The sequence below is a fragment of the Cobetia sp. PDI-23MA genome (assembly GCF_059507735.1).
On record NZ_CM183352.1, the window covers coordinates 3,842,932 to 3,859,993 of the forward strand.

Annotated in this window: 7 protein-coding genes and 3 rRNA genes; 3 read left to right on the top strand and 7 right to left on the bottom strand. The window is 61.2% G+C overall.

Features of this window, described 5'->3' with window-relative positions; translation table 11 throughout:
• Positions 1–57: 57 nt before the first annotated feature.
• The 5 genes from rrf to AC5WNJ_RS16415 form a co-directional block, all read right to left on the bottom strand.
• Positions 58–173, bottom strand: a 5S ribosomal RNA gene (rrf, locus tag AC5WNJ_RS16395).
• Between the two features lie 138 nt (positions 174–311).
• Positions 312–3,199, bottom strand: a 23S ribosomal RNA gene (locus AC5WNJ_RS16400).
• Positions 3,200–3,440: 241 nt separating this feature from the next.
• Positions 3,441–4,981: ribosomal RNA gene (locus tag AC5WNJ_RS16405) — 16S ribosomal RNA — on the bottom strand.
• Together the 16S, 23S and 5S rRNA genes form the textbook arrangement of a ribosomal RNA operon.
• A 494-nt stretch (positions 4,982–5,475) precedes the next feature.
• Complete coding sequence (locus tag AC5WNJ_RS16410) at positions 5,476–8,418, bottom strand: FAD-binding and (Fe-S)-binding domain-containing protein (protein WP_495930213.1); 2,943 nt, start codon at positions 8,416–8,418, stop codon at positions 5,476–5,478.
• Between the two features lie 58 nt (positions 8,419–8,476).
• Positions 8,477–10,183, bottom strand: coding sequence for an L-lactate permease (locus AC5WNJ_RS16415; RefSeq protein ID WP_176678503.1), 1,707 nt, complete (start codon positions 10,181–10,183; stop codon positions 8,477–8,479).
• Between the two features lie 425 nt (positions 10,184–10,608).
• Here AC5WNJ_RS16415 and AC5WNJ_RS16420 point away from each other — a divergent pair, with 425 nt between their 5' ends.
• The 3 genes from AC5WNJ_RS16420 (at position 10,609) to AC5WNJ_RS16430 (ending at position 15,343) form a co-directional block, all read left to right on the top strand.
• Positions 10,609–11,379, top strand: coding sequence for an FCD domain-containing protein (locus AC5WNJ_RS16420; protein ID WP_495930214.1), 771 nt, complete (start codon positions 10,609–10,611; stop codon positions 11,377–11,379).
• Between the two features lie 83 nt (positions 11,380–11,462).
• Positions 11,463–13,829 (top strand): ATP-binding protein, encoded by a 2,367-nt coding sequence (locus tag AC5WNJ_RS16425; protein WP_495930215.1) that lies wholly within the window; start codon positions 11,463–11,465, stop codon positions 13,827–13,829.
• Positions 13,826–15,343 (top strand): sigma-54-dependent transcriptional regulator, encoded by a 1,518-nt coding sequence (locus tag AC5WNJ_RS16430; protein ID WP_495930216.1) that lies wholly within the window; start codon positions 13,826–13,828, stop codon positions 15,341–15,343. Before AC5WNJ_RS16425 ends, AC5WNJ_RS16430 begins: the two co-directional genes overlap by 4 nt.
• Positions 15,344–15,394: 51 nt before the next feature.
• On the opposite strand, the gene AC5WNJ_RS16435 is transcribed toward AC5WNJ_RS16430, so the two are convergent.
• Positions 15,395–16,102, bottom strand: coding sequence for a metal-dependent hydrolase (locus AC5WNJ_RS16435; RefSeq protein WP_495930217.1), 708 nt, complete (start codon positions 16,100–16,102; stop codon positions 15,395–15,397).
• A gap of 292 nt (positions 16,103–16,394) precedes the next feature.
• Positions 16,395–16,937 (bottom strand): gamma carbonic anhydrase family protein, encoded by a 543-nt coding sequence (locus tag AC5WNJ_RS16440; RefSeq protein WP_495930218.1) that lies wholly within the window; start codon positions 16,935–16,937, stop codon positions 16,395–16,397.
• Between the last annotated feature and the right edge of the window lie 125 nt (positions 16,938–17,062).

Genomic DNA, 17,062 nt, shown 5'->3' on the forward strand with positions numbered 1-17,062 from the left:
CTGAGCACAAAGAGAACCGCCCCTGCAGCAAGGCTACAGGGGCGGTTCGGGATAAGTGCCTGACGATGACCTACTCTCACATGGAGAAACTCCACACTACCATCGGCGCTAAGCGGTTTCACTTCCGAGTTCGGCATGGGATCGGGTGGTTCACGCTCGCTATGGTCGTCAGGCGAAACGGTGGCATCTTGCGATGCCTGAGTCTCGAGGCTTGTGACCTCGCGACTCGCAATATGAATCATGCTGACCGATATGTCGTCGATCCTGTCGCAATCCCGGCGGTTTGCCTGGGCAAACCCCTTGGGTGTTATATGGTCAAGCCTCACGGGCAATTAGTACTGGTTAGCTCAACACATTGCTGTGCTTCCACACCCAGCCTATCAACCTTGTCGTCTTCAAGGGCCCTTCAGGAGGCGCAAGGCCTCAGGGAAGTCTCATCTTGAAGGGGGCTTCCCGCTTAGATGCCTTCAGCGGTTATCCCGTCCGAACGTAGCTACCGGGCAATGCCATTGGCATGACAACCCGAACACCAGAGGTTCGTCCACTCCGGTCCTCTCGTACTAGGAGCAGCTCTTCTCAAACTTCCGACGCCCACGGCAGATAGGGACCGAACTGTCTCACGACGTTCTAAACCCAGCTCGCGTACCACTTTAAATGGCGAACAGCCATACCCTTGGGACCGACTTCAGCCCCAGGATGTGATGAGCCGACATCGAGGTGCCAAACACCGCCGTCGATGTGAACTCTTGGGCGGTATCAGCCTGTTATCCCCGGAGTACCTTTTATCCGTTGAGCGATGGCCCTTCCATACAGAACCACCGGATCACTAGAACCTACTTTCGTACCTGCTCGACGTGTCTGTCTCGCAGTCAAGCACCCTTATGCTCTTGCACTCAATGCACGATTTCCAACCGTGCTGAGGGTACCTTCGTGCTCCTCCGTTACTCTTTGGGAGGAGACCGCCCCAGTCAAACTACCCACCATACACTGTCCTCGATCCGGATGACGGACCTGAGTTAGAACGCCAATGATGTCAGGCTGGTATTTCAAGGTTGGCTCCACCGCATCTGGCGATGTGGTTTCAAAGCCTCCCAGCTATCCTACACAGACAACATCAGCATCCAGTGTAAAGCTATAGTAAAGGTTCACGGGGTCTTTCCGTCTAGCCGCGGGTACACAGCATCTTCACTGCGATTTCAATTTCACTGAGTCTCGGGTGGAGACAGCGTGGCCATCATTACGCCATTCGTGCAGGTCGGAACTTACCCGACAAGGAATTTCGCTACCTTAGGACCGTTATAGTTACGGCCGCCGTTTACCGGGGCTTCGATCAAGAGCTTCGGACGAATCCTAACCCCATCAATTAACCTTCCGGCACCGGGCAGGCGTCACACCCTATACGTCCGCTTGCGCGTTTGCAGAGTGCTGTGTTTTTAATAAACAGTTGCAGCCACCTGGTATCTTCGACCGGTAGGAGCTTACGGAGCAAGTCCTTCACTCTAACCGGTGCACCTTCTCCCGAAGTTACGGTGCCATTTTGCCTAGTTCCTTCACCCGAGTTCTCTCAAGCGCCTTGGTATTCTCTACCTGACCACCTGTGTCGGTTTGGGGTACGGTCGCATGTGATCTGAAGCTTAGAGGCTTTTCCTGGAAGCGTGGCATCGATGACTTCCTGACCGTGGTCAGTTCGTCTCGCATCTCGACCTCAGAGGAACCGGATTTGCCTGATTCCTCGGCCTACATGCTTTCACCAGGACAACCAACGCCTGGCTCACCTAGCCTTCTTCGTCCCCCCATCGCAACCACATCCGGTACGGGAATATTAACCCGTTTCCCATCGACTACGCGTTTCCGCCTCGCCTTAGGGGCCGACTCACTCTGCTCCGATTAACGTAGAACAGAAAACCTTGGTCTTCCGGCGGGGGAGTTTTTCACTCCCCTTATCGTTACTCATGTCAGCATTCGCACTCGTGATACCTCCAGCAGACTTCTCAATCCACCTTCATTGGCTTACACGACGCTCCTCTACCGCTCATCCAGAGGATGAACCCGTAGCTTCGGTACCTGATTTAGCCCCGTTATATCTTCCGCGCAGGCCGACTCGACTAGTGAGCTATTACGCTTTCTTTAAAGGATGGCTGCTTCTAAGCCAACCTCCTAGCTGTCTGAGCCTTCCCACATCGTTTCCCACTTAATCAGGATTTTGGGACCTTAGCTGACGGTCTGGGTTGTTTCCCTTTTCACAACGGACGTTAGCACCCGCTGTGTGTCTCCCACGCTGCACTCACTGGTATTCGGAGTTTGCCTCGGGTTGGTAAGTCGGGATGACCCCCTAGCCGAAACAGTGCTCTACCCCCAGCGGTGATACGTGAGGCGCTACCTAAATAGCTTTCGAGGAGAACCAGCTATCTCCGGGCTTGATTAGCCTTTCACTCCGATCCACAGCTCATCCCAGCATTTTTCAACATACTTGGGTTCGGGCCTCCAATTGATGTTACTCAATCTTCACCCTGGCCATGGATAGATCGCCCGGTTTCGGGTCTATACCCTGCGACTGGTCGCCCAGTTAAGACTCGGTTTCCCTACGCCTCCCCTATACGGTTAAGCTCGCCACAGAATATAAGTCGCTGACCCATTATACAAAAGGTACGCGGTCACACCACGAAGGTGCTCCCACTGCTTGTACGCATACGGTTTCAGGATCTATTTCACTCCCCTCGCCGGGGTTCTTTTCGCCTTTCCCTCACGGTACTGGTTCACTATCGGTCAGCCAGGAGTATTTAGCCTTGGAGGATGGTCCCCCCATGTTCAGTCAGGGTTTCTCGTGCCCCGACCTACTCGATTTCACGTGACTCGGACTTCGACTACGGGACTATCACCCTGTATCGTCAAGCTTCCCAGCTTGTTCGCCTGTCGGTTGTCACGCTTAAGGGCTGGTCCCCGTTCGCTCGCCGCTACTTGGGGAATCTCGGTTGATTTCTTTTCCTCCGGGTACTTAGATGTTTCAGTTCCCCGGGTTTGCCTCTATAGGTTATGTATTGGCCTATAGATACTCACCTGATGGTGAGTGGGTTTCCCCATTCGGAAATCGTTGGGTCGCAGGGTATTTGCCACCTCGCCAACGCTTATCGCAGGCTATCACGTCCTTCATCGCCTCTGGCTGCCAAGGCATCCACCGTATGCGCTTAATCGCTTGACCATATAACCCCAAGGGGTCTGTCAAGGATTACGATTGTGTCGGACCTCTCCGACATATCGTTTGATGGAGATGTGCTTGGCGCACATTCCATCGTCAGCATGATTCACATTGTTAAAGAGCGGCTGTTCAGAGAACAGTGAGAAGCGCGCTCTGATGAGCACGCTTGCCACTGCCGGCTAAGCCAGCAATAAGATCAGGTAATTCGTTGTGAGCACTTGCCGCGAGCGATAGACAGTGTCGATAAGGAGGTGATCCAGCCCCAGGTTCCCCTAGGGCTACCTTGTTACGACTTCACCCCAGTCATGAACCACACCGTGGTGATCGCCCTCCCGAAGGTTAGGCTAACCACTTCTGGTGCAGTCCACTCCCATGGTGTGACGGGCGGTGTGTACAAGGCCCGGGAACGTATTCACCGTGGCATTCTGATCCACGATTACTAGCGATTCCGACTTCATGGAGTCGAGTTGCAGACTCCAATCCGGACTGAGGCAAGCTTTATGGGATTGGCTCCACGTCGCCGTATTGCAACCCTTTGTACTTGCCATTGTAGCACGTGTGTAGCCCTACCCGTAAGGGCCATGATGACTTGACGTCGTCCCCACCTTCCTCCGGTTTGTCACCGGCAGTCTCCTTAGAGTTCCCGACATGACTCGCTGGCAAATAAGGATAGGGGTTGCGCTCGTTACGGGACTTAACCCAACATTTCACAACACGAGCTGACGACAGCCATGCAGCACCTGTCTCAGAGTTCCCGAAGGCACCAATCCATCTCTGGAAAGTCCTCTGGATGTCAAGGGTAGGTAAGGTTCTTCGCGTTGCATCGAATTAAACCACATGCTCCACCGCTTGTGCGGGCCCCCGTCAATTCATTTGAGTTTTAACCTTGCGGCCGTACTCCCCAGGCGGTCAACTTATTGCGTTAGCTGCGCCACTAAGTCCTCAAGGGACCCAACGGCTAGTTGACATCGTTTACGGCGTGGACTACCAGGGTATCTAATCCTGTTTGCTACCCACGCTTTCGCACCTCAGTGTCAGTGTCAGTCCAGAAGGCCGCCTTCGCCACTGGTATTCCTCCCGATCTCTACGCATTTCACCGCTACACCGGGAATTCTACCTTCCTCTCCTGCACTCTAGCCAAGCAGTTCCAGATGCCGTTCCCAGGTTGAGCCCGGGGCTTTCACACCTGGCTGACTTAGCCACCTACGCGCGCTTTACGCCCAGTAATTCCGATTAACGCTTGCACCCTCCGTATTACCGCGGCTGCTGGCACGGAGTTAGCCGGTGCTTCTTCTGCGAGTGATGTCTTTCTTGCGGGGTATTAACCCACAAGCGTTCTTCCTCGCTGAAAGTGCTTTACAACCCGAAGGCCTTCTTCACACACGCGGCATGGCTGGATCAGGCTTTCGCCCATTGTCCAATATTCCCCACTGCTGCCTCCCGTAGGAGTCTGGGCCGTGTCTCAGTCCCAGTGTGGCTGATCATCCTCTCAGACCAGCTACGGATCGTCGCCTTGGTGAGCCGTTACCTCACCAACAAGCTAATCCGACATGGGCTCATCCGATAGCGCAAGGTCCGAAGATCCCCTGCTTTCTCCCGTAGGACGTATGCGGTATTAGCCTGAGTTTCCCCAGGTTGTCCCCCACTATCGGGCAGATTCCCATGCATTACTCACCCGTCCGCCGCTCGACGCCTCCTAGCAAGCTAGGATCGTTTCCGCTCGACTTGCATGTGTTAAGCCTGCCGCCAGCGTTCAATCTGAGCCATGATCAAACTCTTCAGTTGAAAGCTTGATAGTCTGTTAAGCAGACCAAACTTGGTTCAGAGTCAAACTTCTCGTGAGAGGCTTGCTCCGATATTTGGTGACCTTGTCACCACTCATCGGCAAGCGCTCACACGAATTACCTGATCAAATTTTTAAAGAGCGTCGCTGTGAAGCGAGGAGGCATATTCTACCCGGAACGCTTGAGAAGTCAAGCACTTGATGATGAGTCAGTCGACCGCCTCTAAGCATCATCAAGCGGTGAGGAGCCTTGCTCGATCACCTGCTCCACAAGGAGTGCGGCGTATTCTAGCGAATCGCTCGGGATTGTCAATCGATGAATTCGAAGCGGACTCCAAAAACATCAAGCAAAACAATCACCTGCAAACCTCTTTCACCGCTGGCAACGCCATGCGTCCCCGGCAGCGGATGCGTACTTTACGCACGAACCGCCGTGAGGGCAAGGGCTTTTTCAAGAGATTGTCATCAGGGTGTCATGCATCTCGTACATCTCCCATCACCTTGGTGCCGATGCTCTATCGACCAGACCGAGAATCGATTGATAGCTGAGCCCGGAGTGCTCACTCAGCCCTATCTCGCAGGTGCGCGAATTGGAAACTCCGTAGTCGCAATCGGCCACTACCTCCTTCAGCCCCTTCAATGCCGAAGCATTGAGCTCCGGGGTACTGAAGCCCTTGTCGCCGGCGAAGCCGCAGCAGGTGATCTCTTCCGGCACGACGACTTCACTGGCGCACTGCCGCGCCAGCGCCACGAACTGCTCCGCCAGCCCCATTCGGACACTGGAGCAGGTGACATGCACCGCGACTTTCGCCTTGAGCGGTGTGATCGAGAGATAGGGCAATAGATAGTCGAGGACCAGCTGCACCGGCTCGACCAAAATGAGCGACACCTCAAGATGCTCGCGCGCATAGGCCTGAGCCTGTGCCAGGCACGGGCTGGTATCACAGAAGATCGGCAGCCGTCCGCCGTCACTCGCCTCCACCAGCGCCGTTGCCAACTCGGCGGCCTTGGCATCTCCCGCCTCGAACTGCCCCTTGGACTGGAAGGCCATGCCACAGCACAGTGCCTCCAGACCTTTCGGCAGCACGACCTCGAAGCCTGCCTTGTCCATCAAGGCCAGCGCCATCTCGGTGACACTGCGCGGATCGCGATCATCAGTAGCGACCCCGAAGACACGCGTGGCGCAGGACGGAAAATAGACGACGTGCCCATTCGGCGCCTCACTGCGACCCAAGGGTTGTGCCAGACGTTTGAGATACGGGCGCGGCGCGGCCGCCGGCATGCTGGGAGACCATTGCTGCACCCTGTCACCGGACACCTTGCGAGCAGCCCGGGTCAGGCGACGCATGTTGCGCGTGCCGACGGCGCCATGCAGCCCATCCGCCAGCCTGAGCACCCCACGCATGCCACTGGTGACACGAGTGAAGTACTCTCCGGCCCACTGCGCCACCTTCACCTTGCCTGGATGATCGGCACCGGCGTTCTCTTCATGACGCAATCCCCGGATCAGATCACCGGTATTGATGCCGACCGGACACTGGGTCGCGCACAGACCATCCCCCGCACAGGTCTCCATGCCCTGATAGGCGTATTCCTTTCTGAGCGCTGCCAGCTGGTCGCGCTGTGCATCATCCGGTGCCTCAAGCGCAGCCAGGCGTGCGATCTCCCGACGGATGACGATGCGCTGGCGCGGCGTCAGGCTCAGATTCTTCGACGGACAGACCGACTCACAGAAACCGCACTCGATGCAGCGGTCCACCAGCGGGTTCGCTGCCGGCAGTGGCTTGAGGTTTTCCAGATGCAGGCGAGGATTGCGCGTCAGGATCACTTCCGGGTTGAGCAGGTTGTCCGGATCGAAGACCTCCTTGATTCGCCACATCAGGGCATAGGCATCCTTGCCCCACTCAAGCTCTACATAAGGCGCCATGTTGCGACCGGTGCCATGCTCGGCCTTGAGCGAGCCACCATATTCCTGCCCCACCAGCTGCGCGACGTCATCCATCAGCGCCTGATAGCGCTCCACCTCACCTTCGCGCTCGAAGCCCTGCGGGAAGACGAAGTGAAGATTGCCCTCCAGCGCGTGACCAAACAGGATCGCCTGGGAGTAACCATGCCGCTGGAAGACCTCCGTCAGCGCACCGACGCCTTCCGCCAGCCGCTCGATGGGGAAGGCGACATCCTCGATGATCACGGTGGTCCCCAGATCACGCACTGCGCCGACAGCCGGGAACAGGCCCTTGCGGATCTTCCAGTACAGCGCATAACGCTGCGCATCCTGAGTGAAGGCCCACGACTCACAGGTTTCGATGCCTTCCAGCACGCGGCCCACCTCGGCCATGCGCGCCTCCAACTCCTGATGATGCGCGCCCCGCACATCCACCAGCAGCGCGACCGCCGCTTCCGGCAGGGTGCGCAACTCGTCCGGCATGCCCGGTACGTCCTCGACGGAGCGCAGCGCCGCGCGGTCCATCAGCTCCACCGCCGCGACCGGCGCCGTCTTCAGCAACATGGTGGCGCGACAGGCCGCATCGATGTTCGGGTAGTACACCAGCGCCGCCGCCTTGTGCGGCTCCTCGATCACGGTGCGATAGGTAATGGAGGCAATGAAGCCCAGCGTGCCTTCCGAACCGATCATCAGATGCTTGAGGATCTCGAGACCATCGGCATAGTCGACCAGTGCATTGAGGCTATAGCCGGTAGTGTTCTTGAGCCGGTACTTGTGGCGGATGCGCTCGGCCAGCTCGGGGTCGGCGCGCACACTGGCCGCCATGCGCTCCAGCTCCGCCAGCAGGCCACCATGGCTGGCACGAAAGGCCTGCACACTCTCCGGCGACGCCGTATCCAGGCAGGTGCCATCGGCGAGAATGACGCGCAGGTCCTCGACGGTGCGATAACTGTTGTGTGCCGTGCCGCAGCACATGCCGGACGCATTGTTGGCCGCGATGCCGCCGATCATGCAGCTGTTGATCGAAGCCGGGTCCGGGCCGATCTTGCGCCCGAAGGGGGCCAGCAGCTGATTGGCACGCGCCCCGATCACCCCCGGCTGCAGGCAGATGCGGCTGCCCTGCTCCAGCACCTGCGCCCCTCGCCACTCGCCGCCCAGCTGGATGAGCACCGAATCCGTCAGCGCCTGCCCGGACAGCGACGTCCCTGCCGCACGGAAGGTCACCGGCAGCTTGCGCGTCCGGCACTCGCGCAACACATGCCCCAGCTCCTGCTCGTCATGCACCCGCACCACCAGCTGCGGCACCAGCCGATAGAAGCTGGCATCCGTGCCGTAGGCCAGGGTACGCAGCGGATCATGGATCAGGCGCTCACCGGGAATGTGCTGCGCCAACGCCTCGCGCAGGGCGTCGTAGGCAGCAGCACGCGCCTGGGGTGAAGCATGCCCGCACATGGCAGGGTGAGCAGTGGAGTCAGGGGCAGCAGCGACGGTCATGGCCAGTCTCTTTATCAGTCAGGATATCTTTCAGGGTATCAGTCAGCACGGATCACGCTTACGGCAGCAGCGGATCACTCAGACCCACCAGATGGAACGCCAGAATGCCCAGCACGCCGGAGGCCAATAGATAGTAGGCGGTCGGAATCGCCGTCATGCGCAGGGTACGTCCCTCACGCCCCAGCAGACCTACGGTCGCCGAGGCCGCCACGACGTTGTGGATGGCGATCATGTTGCCGGCCGCGGCCCCGACCGCCTGCAGCGCCACCATCAGCGCTCCCGACAGCCCGAGCTGGGCGGCGACGTTGAACTGGAACTGGGACAGCATCATGTTGGAGACCGTATTGGAGCCGGCGATGAAGGCGCCCAGCGCGCCGATGCCCGAGGCGAACAACGGGTACGCCTGACCGAGACTGTCAGCCACCACGTCCGCCATCACCACCGGCATGGACGCCAGGTCGTTCAGGTTGACGCCGGAGTTGATCAGGATGCGCACCATCGGAATGGTGAACACCAGCACGAAGCCGGCGCCGACCAGTGTGCGCCAGGATTCGCTGGCCGCCGCCACCAGCTGGCGAGAGGCCATGCGATGCAGCAGCAGCGTGATCAGGGCCACGAAGACCATGATGCCGCCCGGCAGATAGAGCGGCTGTATCGCGCCGGAGATGCCGCTGGCACCCAGCAGGTCAGTGGCACTGAATTGCACGCTGACCAGCCAGCCCTTGAAGTCACTCGATACGCGCGAGGCGACCAGTAGCAGCGCGATCAGCCCATAGGGCAACCACGCCAGCCACAGAGGCAGCGGCTTTCTGCCCGCTGCGGCGGCTTCGACATCATCACGCTCCAGCGTCAGGTCACCCAGCCAATGCCTGGGCCACTCGGCCTCGGGCGGAAAATCCCAGCTGTCCTTCGGCAATAGAAAGCCGGCACGCGCCGCTGGCACCACGAGGATCAAGCCGACCAGAGCGCCGATCAGTGACGGGAACTCCGGGCCGAGGAAGATACCTGCCGCCACGTAGGGCAGTGTGAAGCACAGGCCGGCGAACAACGCGAACGGTGCTATCGACAGCCCCTCGCTCCAGCTTTTCTTCGCCCCGAAGAAGCGCGTCATCATCACGGTCATGAACAGCGGCATCAGCAGGCCGACGATGCCATGCACGATGGCGACTTCCGAGGTGATCAGCTGCAGGAAGGCCTCCCAGCTGGAATGGTTCGCCAGCAGCTGCTCACCGAGATTGGCCTTGTCGAGGCCCGCATTCACGCCGATCACGATCGGCGTGCCCACCGCCCCGAAGGATACCGGCGTCGACTGGATCATCATGCCCACCATCACCGCCCCCAGCGCCGGGAAGCCGATGGCGACCAGCAACGGCGCCGCGATGGCCGCAGGCGTCCCGAAGCCGGAAGCCCCCTCGATGAAGCTGCCGAACAGCCAGGCAATGATGATGGCCTGTACGCGGCGGTCGGGACTGACAGTGGTGAAGGCGCCGCGGATTACCGCGATCGCCCCGGAATGCTTGAGCGTATTGAGCAAGAAGATGGCGCCGAAGATGATCCACAGCACCGAGACGGTCACCATCAGCCCCTGCAGCGTGGAGGCCAGGATGCGCGTCAGCGACATCTGCCACACGAAATAGCCGATGGCAGCGGTGACGAGGAAGACCAATGGCATGGCGCGACGCGCGGGCCATTGCAGACCGACGAGCAGGATGCCCGCCAGCAGGATAGGGGTGAAGGCCAGCAAGGCCAGCAGTGGCTCGGACATGACGGAAACTCCGCAGGCGAATTGTTGTGATTGTTGTCTGGCACGGCAGTGAAGGACTCGGGGGTTGGCGCACCCTTGGGTCAGGCCCTCCGATAAATTGGTCATACCAATTTACCCTGATGTGCTTCGGCATAATCTAAGTGTCGCCTCGAAAGGGGTCAAACATCATGTAGCGCAAGGCATCTAGACATTGGTCAAAGCGTCTCTATTGCGTAAAATTGGTCTTACCAATTATTGATAGTCCTCATCTCCCACGCGAGGCGTGGTTATCACACATATTGGTAAGACCAATGTCGGCTGTGGCGTGGAATGCCCACGGGCCACACTGATCATCGGCAGCGCCGCAAGCGCCCCTCTCTTGCATGCCGCACTCTGGCCTTCCAGCGTTCGGCGCCGCCTTTCACCTTTGCCGCAAGGACACTTCCATGCGTTACGCCCCCGTCCGCCAACCCCGTATCGCCGATGTACTCACCGAGCGCCTCGAAAGCATGATCATCGAAGGCAGCCTGAAACCCGGCGAGCGCCTGCCACCGGAGCGCACCCTGGCCGAGCAGTTCGAGGTCTCGCGCCCCTCCGTGCGGGAGGCCATCCAAAAGCTGGCCGCGCGCGGACTGCTGACCTCACGCCAGGGCGGCGGCACCTATGTCTCTGAAGAGCTGGCGCGCGCCTGGTCGGACCCGCTCAGTGCACTGCTGAGTCGCCACGGTGAGTTCAATCTCGATCTGCTGGAATTTCGTGATGCGCTGGAAGGCATCAGCGCCTACTACGCCGCCATGCGCTCCACACCTGCCGACAAGGCAATGCTGCGCCAGCGCTTCGAGGACCTGGAGAAGAGCTTCGAGGGACGTGACCCGGAGCGCGAGGCCGGTGCCGATGCCGCCTTCCACCTCGCCATCGCCGAGGCCGCGCACAACGTGGTGTTGCTGCACTCGATGCGCAGCCTGTTCCAGTTGCTGGAGAAGAGCATCGTGGCCAACCTGCGCCACCTGTTCGAGAAGCCGGAATCACGCCCGCGCCTGATCCAGCAGCACCGCAGCCTGTTCGAGGCGATCATGGAAGGCCGCGCGGAAGATGCGCGCAACGCCGCCCATGAGCATCTGGTATTCGTCGAGGATTCACTGCTGGAACTGGAGCGCGCCGAGACTCGTGCCCAGCGCGCCTTGCGCCGAGCCCAGGTGGCGCCGGATGGCTCATGACGCTCAGTCATGACGCCCTGGCTGAACATGAAGCTCCGGATATGCAGTGCTTGAGATGAGGGCCTGAACATGAAGGCTTGCCGATGAAGGACACGCGCCTGCCGCAGCTGTGGCGTCTCGTACTGGCGGTCGTGCTACCGCTGGGGCTGATGCTGTGCGTGTGGCAGGCGGTCTCGATGGCGCGCAGCCAGGGGCTGGAGCGCCTGGGGCATGAGGCAGACAACGAACTGCGTCTGACTGCCGCCAGCCTGCGCGGCCAGCTGAATCGACACGCCTATCTGCCCAGGCTGGTGGCAGAGAATGACCAGCTGCGCGACTTTCTGGATCACCCTGAAGATCTCAGCGCGGAAGTGGCGCTCAATCAGCGCCTGGACCGCATGCGTGAGCTGGCCGGCATCTCGGACCTCTATCTGGTCGATGATACCGGCACCACCATCGCCGCCAGCAACTGGCGCTCCGCCAACACCTTCATCGGCCAGAACTACCGCTTCCGACCCTACTGGCAAGACGCCATCAATGGTGGCGAAGGCCGCTTCTACGGGCTGGGCACCAGCTCAGGAGAACGCGGTTACTTCTTCAGTGCCGCCGTCACCAGCCCACAGGGGCGACGTGGCGTGGCCGTGGTCAAGGTGCAGATAGAGGCATTGGAGGCGGCGTGGCTCGACCAGAATGCTGACATCATGGTCACTGATCCGCATGGCGTGATCTTCATCGCCAGCCAGGCGCAGCGGGTGCTGCGCACGCTGGAACCACTCAGCGAGGAGACACGCAACCGACTGCTCGATACCCAGCGCTATGCCAATCAGCGCCTGCGTCCGCTGCGCCTGCATCATCGCGAGGCGCTGCCGGAGCTGCTTGGCTCGCCCCTTGAGTCGCGCAGCGACAAGACCTCCATAGAATTGTTGCAGCTGACACCGGGGGATCTCTGGCAGCACGCCTGGTTGAGCCTGTCCCAGCCACTGCCGGATATCGGCTGGCGCCTGCATGTACTCAAGCCACTGGCTCCGCTGCGCAGCGGTATCTGGCAGACGGCCGGTCTCGCGGCCGGTGGCTATGCCTTGCTGTGTCTGCTGGCAGGGCTGGGCTGGCAGCGACTGCGCATCCTGCGTGAGCGTCGCCTGTTCGCCGAGCGCGAGCGCCAGAGTCTCGCCAGCAGCCAGCAACGGGTGCGCGGCATCATCGACCGCACTCAGGCTGGCCTGTGTATCCTCGATGAGCGGGTCCGGCTGGTGTATCTCAACCCGACGGCCATCGCGCTGTTCGGCTCGCCCTTGAGCGCCGACACCTCACCGGAAGACTCAACCCGGCAGCCCAGCGCCCGCGAAGGGCGTGATCTGCGCGAGCTGTTCCTGCCGGCCGAGCGCCACCTGCTGGACCGCCTGACCCAGGACCGCGCCGTCGGGCCGCTGGAAGTGCATGGCCTGCGCGAGGGAGTCGCGGTACCACTGGAGCTTTCCTGCTCGCCACTGCCCAGCCCCCATGGTCCACGATGGCTGGTCACGGTCTTCGATGTCAGCGAACGCCGTGCCCAGGCGGAGCAGCTCGCTCAGGCGCGCGATGCCTTCGAGCAACGGGTGGTCGAGCGTACCCGCGACCTCGCCGCCAGCAACACGCGCCTGAGTGCCGAAGTCGAGGAGCGCACCCGCGCCGAACGCGAGCTGCGCGAGACGCGTGATGAATTGATCCAGACCGCCAAGCTGGCGGTGCTGGGGGAACTGGCCGCCGGCATCAATCACGAGCTCAATCAGCCTTTGGCCGCCATCCGCGCCTATGCCGAGAACGCGACTGCCTTCCTCGCTCGCGCCCAGACCTCCCAGGTCGAGAGCAACCTGCGCCAGATCACCGAGCTGACCCAGCGCATGGGCGAGATCAGCGCGCAGCTGCGTCAGTTCTCACGCAAGAGCGGTGACCGTCTGGAGGCCATCGACCTCACCACCAGCCTCGACTACGCCCTGCGCCTGCTGCATGCACGCTGCGAGGCGCTCGGCGTGACCCTCATTCGCGAAGCGGGTCCAACACTGGCCCAAGTGCGCGCCGAGCCGGTGCGTCTGGAGCAGGTATTGGTCAACCTGATCGGCAATGCGCTGGACGCGCTCGCCGACATGCCCCCCGAGCGCACGGAGCCCCCCAGCATCCAGCTCAATCTGCATGAGAAAACGGACAGTGCAGGTACTCAGGTCGTGCTGGAAGTCCACGACAACGGCCCCGGCCTCGAGCCATCGCAACTGGTGCGCGTGTTCGAACCCTTCTATACCCAGCGCGCCGACGGCCAGGGACTCGGGCTGGGGTTATCGATCAGCGCGCGTATCGTCGCCGACCTCGGCGGCACCCTCGAGGCGCACCCCTCTCCGCTGGGTGGCGCACTGTTCCGGCTGACGCTGCCGGCGCTCTCGATGCCCTCACAATCCCCGATGCCACCCACCGCCAACCCTTCACAGGAGCCGTCATGAGCGACGTCACGAATACCGACATGCAGGTGCTGGTGGTGGATGACGAACCGCACCTGCGCGACAGCCTGAGCCAGAGCCTGATGCTGGCCGATTACCGCACTCGCCCGCTGGCCAGTGCCGAGCAGGCGCTGGAAATCCTGCGCGCCGAAGCGCCCTTCGAGGGTGTGGTGATCACGGACATTCGCATGCCGGGCATGAATGGCCTAAGCCTGCTGCACGCGGCGCATGCCGTTGATGACGAGCTGCCGGTGATCGTGATGACAGGGCATGGCGACATCGACACCGCCGTCGCGGCCATGCAGGCCGGTGCCTGGGATTTCATCGAGAAGCCCTTCGATCGCGAGCGCATGCTCGATGGCGTGCGGCGCGCGGTGGCCGCTCGCAGGCTGGCGCTGGAGAACCGCTCGCTGCGCGAACAGCTGGATACCCAGCGCAACAGCGCCGGCCCCAGACTGGTGGGCAGCAGTGACCTCATGCAGCGCCTGGATGCTCAGGTGTCACGCCTGGCGGCAGTCGATGCCGACACCCTGCTGTATGGAGAGACCGGTGCCGGCAAGGACCGTGTCGCCCGCTGCCTGCACGAGCGCAGCGCCCGCGCCAGCAAGCCCTTCGTGGCGCTCAACTGTGGCGGCATGCCGGAGACGTTGATCGAGTCGGAACTGTTCGGCCATGAGAAAGGTGCCTTCACCGGTGCCAGCGAGCGCCGCATCGGCAAGCTGGAACACGCCGACGGCGGCACCCTGTTCCTCGATGAGATCGAATCGATGCCGATGTCGTTGCAGATCAAGCTGTTGCGGGTACTGCAGGAGCGCAGCATCGAGCGGCTCGGCAGCAATACACCACGCCCCATCAACATACGCGTCATCGCCGCCACCAAGCGCGACCTGCGCGAAGCGGCCAGCGCCGGGCAATTCCGCGAGGACCTCTACTACCGCCTGAACGTGGTCACGCTGTATCTGCCGCCACTGCGCGAGCATGCCGAAGATATCCTGCAACTGTTCCGGCACTTCGCGATTCTGGCCAGCGAACGCACCAGCCTGGAAGTCCCGCCGCTGGATGCCACCACCCTGCAGGCACTGCTGGCGCATGACTGGCCGGGCAACGTGCGTGAGCTGAGAAACTGTGCGGAACGCCATGTGCTGCTGGGCGGGCTGGAGGGCAATATCGGCGACAGCATGGCAGAGGGCCGACCACTCGGTTCAGAGGCGAGCAACGGTCAGGATGCGGGGGGCGGTCGAAAAGAAGGAGACGAGGCGCCAGGCGCGGCCAGCATGGATGACAACCCTGTCAGTCTGACAGCGCCGAGCGACCTGGAGAGCAGCGTGAAGGCGGCTACCCAGGCGCAATCCCTGCCGCAGCGCATGGAGGCCTTCGAGGCCGCACTGATTCGCGAGGCGCTGGCCGAGTGTCGGGGGCAGGTCGTGATGGCCTGCGAGCATCTGGGGCTGCCGCGCAAGACGCTCTACGACAAGCTCAAGAAGCATGGCCTGAGTGCCGAGCCCTATCGGGGCTGAGCCAATGCACGCAACTCGCGCATCACGCGCCTGACGACAGGCCTGACTGCCTCAGACGCCGGCCATCAGCCGCGACAGGCCTGCACCGAACACGGACAGCGGCCCCTGCAGGTGCATGATATCCACCAGCACCGACAATGGCGGCAGCCAGGGCGTCATGGCGGCGATCACCACCAGCATCGCCAGCGAGTTGCCCGGCTCGCGATAATCGAACAGCTTGAATGCCGTCCCGAAGCTGCGCTTCAGGCGCGCGCCGACCATGTCGACGCTGTACATCTCATCGAGCAACAGGTGAATCATGGCGCCGAACAACAGGGCCGCGCCCTGCCACCAGGCCTGCTCTTCACTCTGGCCCAGCACATGCAGGCTGGCGGCCGTCACGCCCAGCGAGCACAGCAGTGATGCCAGCAGCGAGTGCCAGATGCCGCGATGGACGGTGAAGCGCTTGAAGATGGCACTGGCCACATAGCGCACGCCCAGATAGGTGGCGCCGCCCGCCATCATCAACGGCCCCGCCAGCAGGCGGTCCTGCAGCAGCAGCACGCAGGCCATGGTCGCCAGTACCGCGAACAGCGTGAACAGGATCCGGATGGCGCGCGAGTTGTCTGAGTCGATATCCGGCAGGATACCGCCGAAGGTGGTCAGACTCGCCAGCGGAACCCCCTCCGCCAGCGACCACAGGCCGCCCTGCCAGCCCGCCGCCGCGACGATGCCGCCGGCAAAGGCCGCTACGGTGATATGGGTACGAAAATTGGCCATGAAATACGGGTCGCGAGCCCTCGACGATGTCACTGGACCAGACGCCACACGCCGGCACTGGATATACGTCCAGATTATGACGCAAGCATTTCATGAAAAACAATGGCTTGTCCTGGTTTGTGCGCGCCACTGCCATCTCTGCCTTCTAAAGCTCGTGGAAAACCGATCCTGGCTTGCGGAAAATTCGACCTCGACTTGTGAATAATCCGGCTCTGAAACGAGCACTCCCCCGCTGGCCTGAGCCAACGGGGGAGTGATCATTGCTGCGTCTGCCGCTCTGTGCGAGGGAGATTCAGTCGACGTAGCCTTCGGCCAGATGCTGATCCTTCAGCTTGACGTAGTTCACCGCCGAATAGGTGAAGAACTCACGCTCACTGTCCTTGATCGGGCGCAGTGCCTTGGCCGGGTTGCCGGCATACACATGCCCGCCCTCGAGACGCTTGCCCGGTGGCACCAGCGCCCCCGCCGCGATGATGACTTCATCTTCCACCACCACGCCGTCCATCACGATGGCGCCCATGCCGACCAGCACGCGGTCGTGGATGGTGCAGCCATGCAATACGGCCTTGTGACCGATGGTGACGTCGTCACCGATTTCCAGCGGATAGCCGCCCGGGTTGAAGTCGCTGGCGTGAGTGATATGCAGTACCGCGCCATCCTGCACGCTGGTGCGTGCACCGATACGGATGCGATGCATGTCACCCCGGATGACGGCCAGCGGCCATACCGAGCTGTCATCACCGAGGGCGACATCGCCCAGCACCACACTGCTCGGGTCAATGAAAACCCGCTCGCCCAGTCGCGGCGTCAGGCCCTTGAAGGATCGAATGCTCATGCCTTGCCTCCTGAATTAGGCAACCAGCCTACTGCTCCGATACTCGCGATGCCAATAGCGCAACAGCCTGAATCGCGTTGCGGTTTGCTCGACGAGAGACGATTTTCCACCGTGCATTACCACGC

Excerpts from the sequence above, each read along its gene's own strand:
- AC5WNJ_RS16410 (WP_495930213.1), bottom strand. The coding sequence starts at position 8,418 with ATGACCGTCGCTGCTGCCCCTGACTCCACTGCTCACCCTGCCATGTGC.
- AC5WNJ_RS16415 (WP_176678503.1), bottom strand. The coding sequence starts at position 10,183 with ATGTCCGAGCCACTGCTGGCCTTGCTGGCCTTCACCCCTATCCTGCTG.
- AC5WNJ_RS16420 (WP_495930214.1), top strand. The coding sequence starts at position 10,609 with ATGCGTTACGCCCCCGTCCGCCAACCCCGTATCGCCGATGTACTCACC.
- AC5WNJ_RS16425 (WP_495930215.1), top strand. The coding sequence starts at position 11,463 with ATGAAGGACACGCGCCTGCCGCAGCTGTGGCGTCTCGTACTGGCGGTC.
- AC5WNJ_RS16430 (WP_495930216.1), top strand. The coding sequence starts at position 13,826 with ATGAGCGACGTCACGAATACCGACATGCAGGTGCTGGTGGTGGATGAC.
- AC5WNJ_RS16435 (WP_495930217.1), bottom strand. The coding sequence starts at position 16,102 with ATGGCCAATTTTCGTACCCATATCACCGTAGCGGCCTTTGCCGGCGGC.
- AC5WNJ_RS16440 (WP_495930218.1), bottom strand. The coding sequence starts at position 16,937 with ATGAGCATTCGATCCTTCAAGGGCCTGACGCCGCGACTGGGCGAGCGG.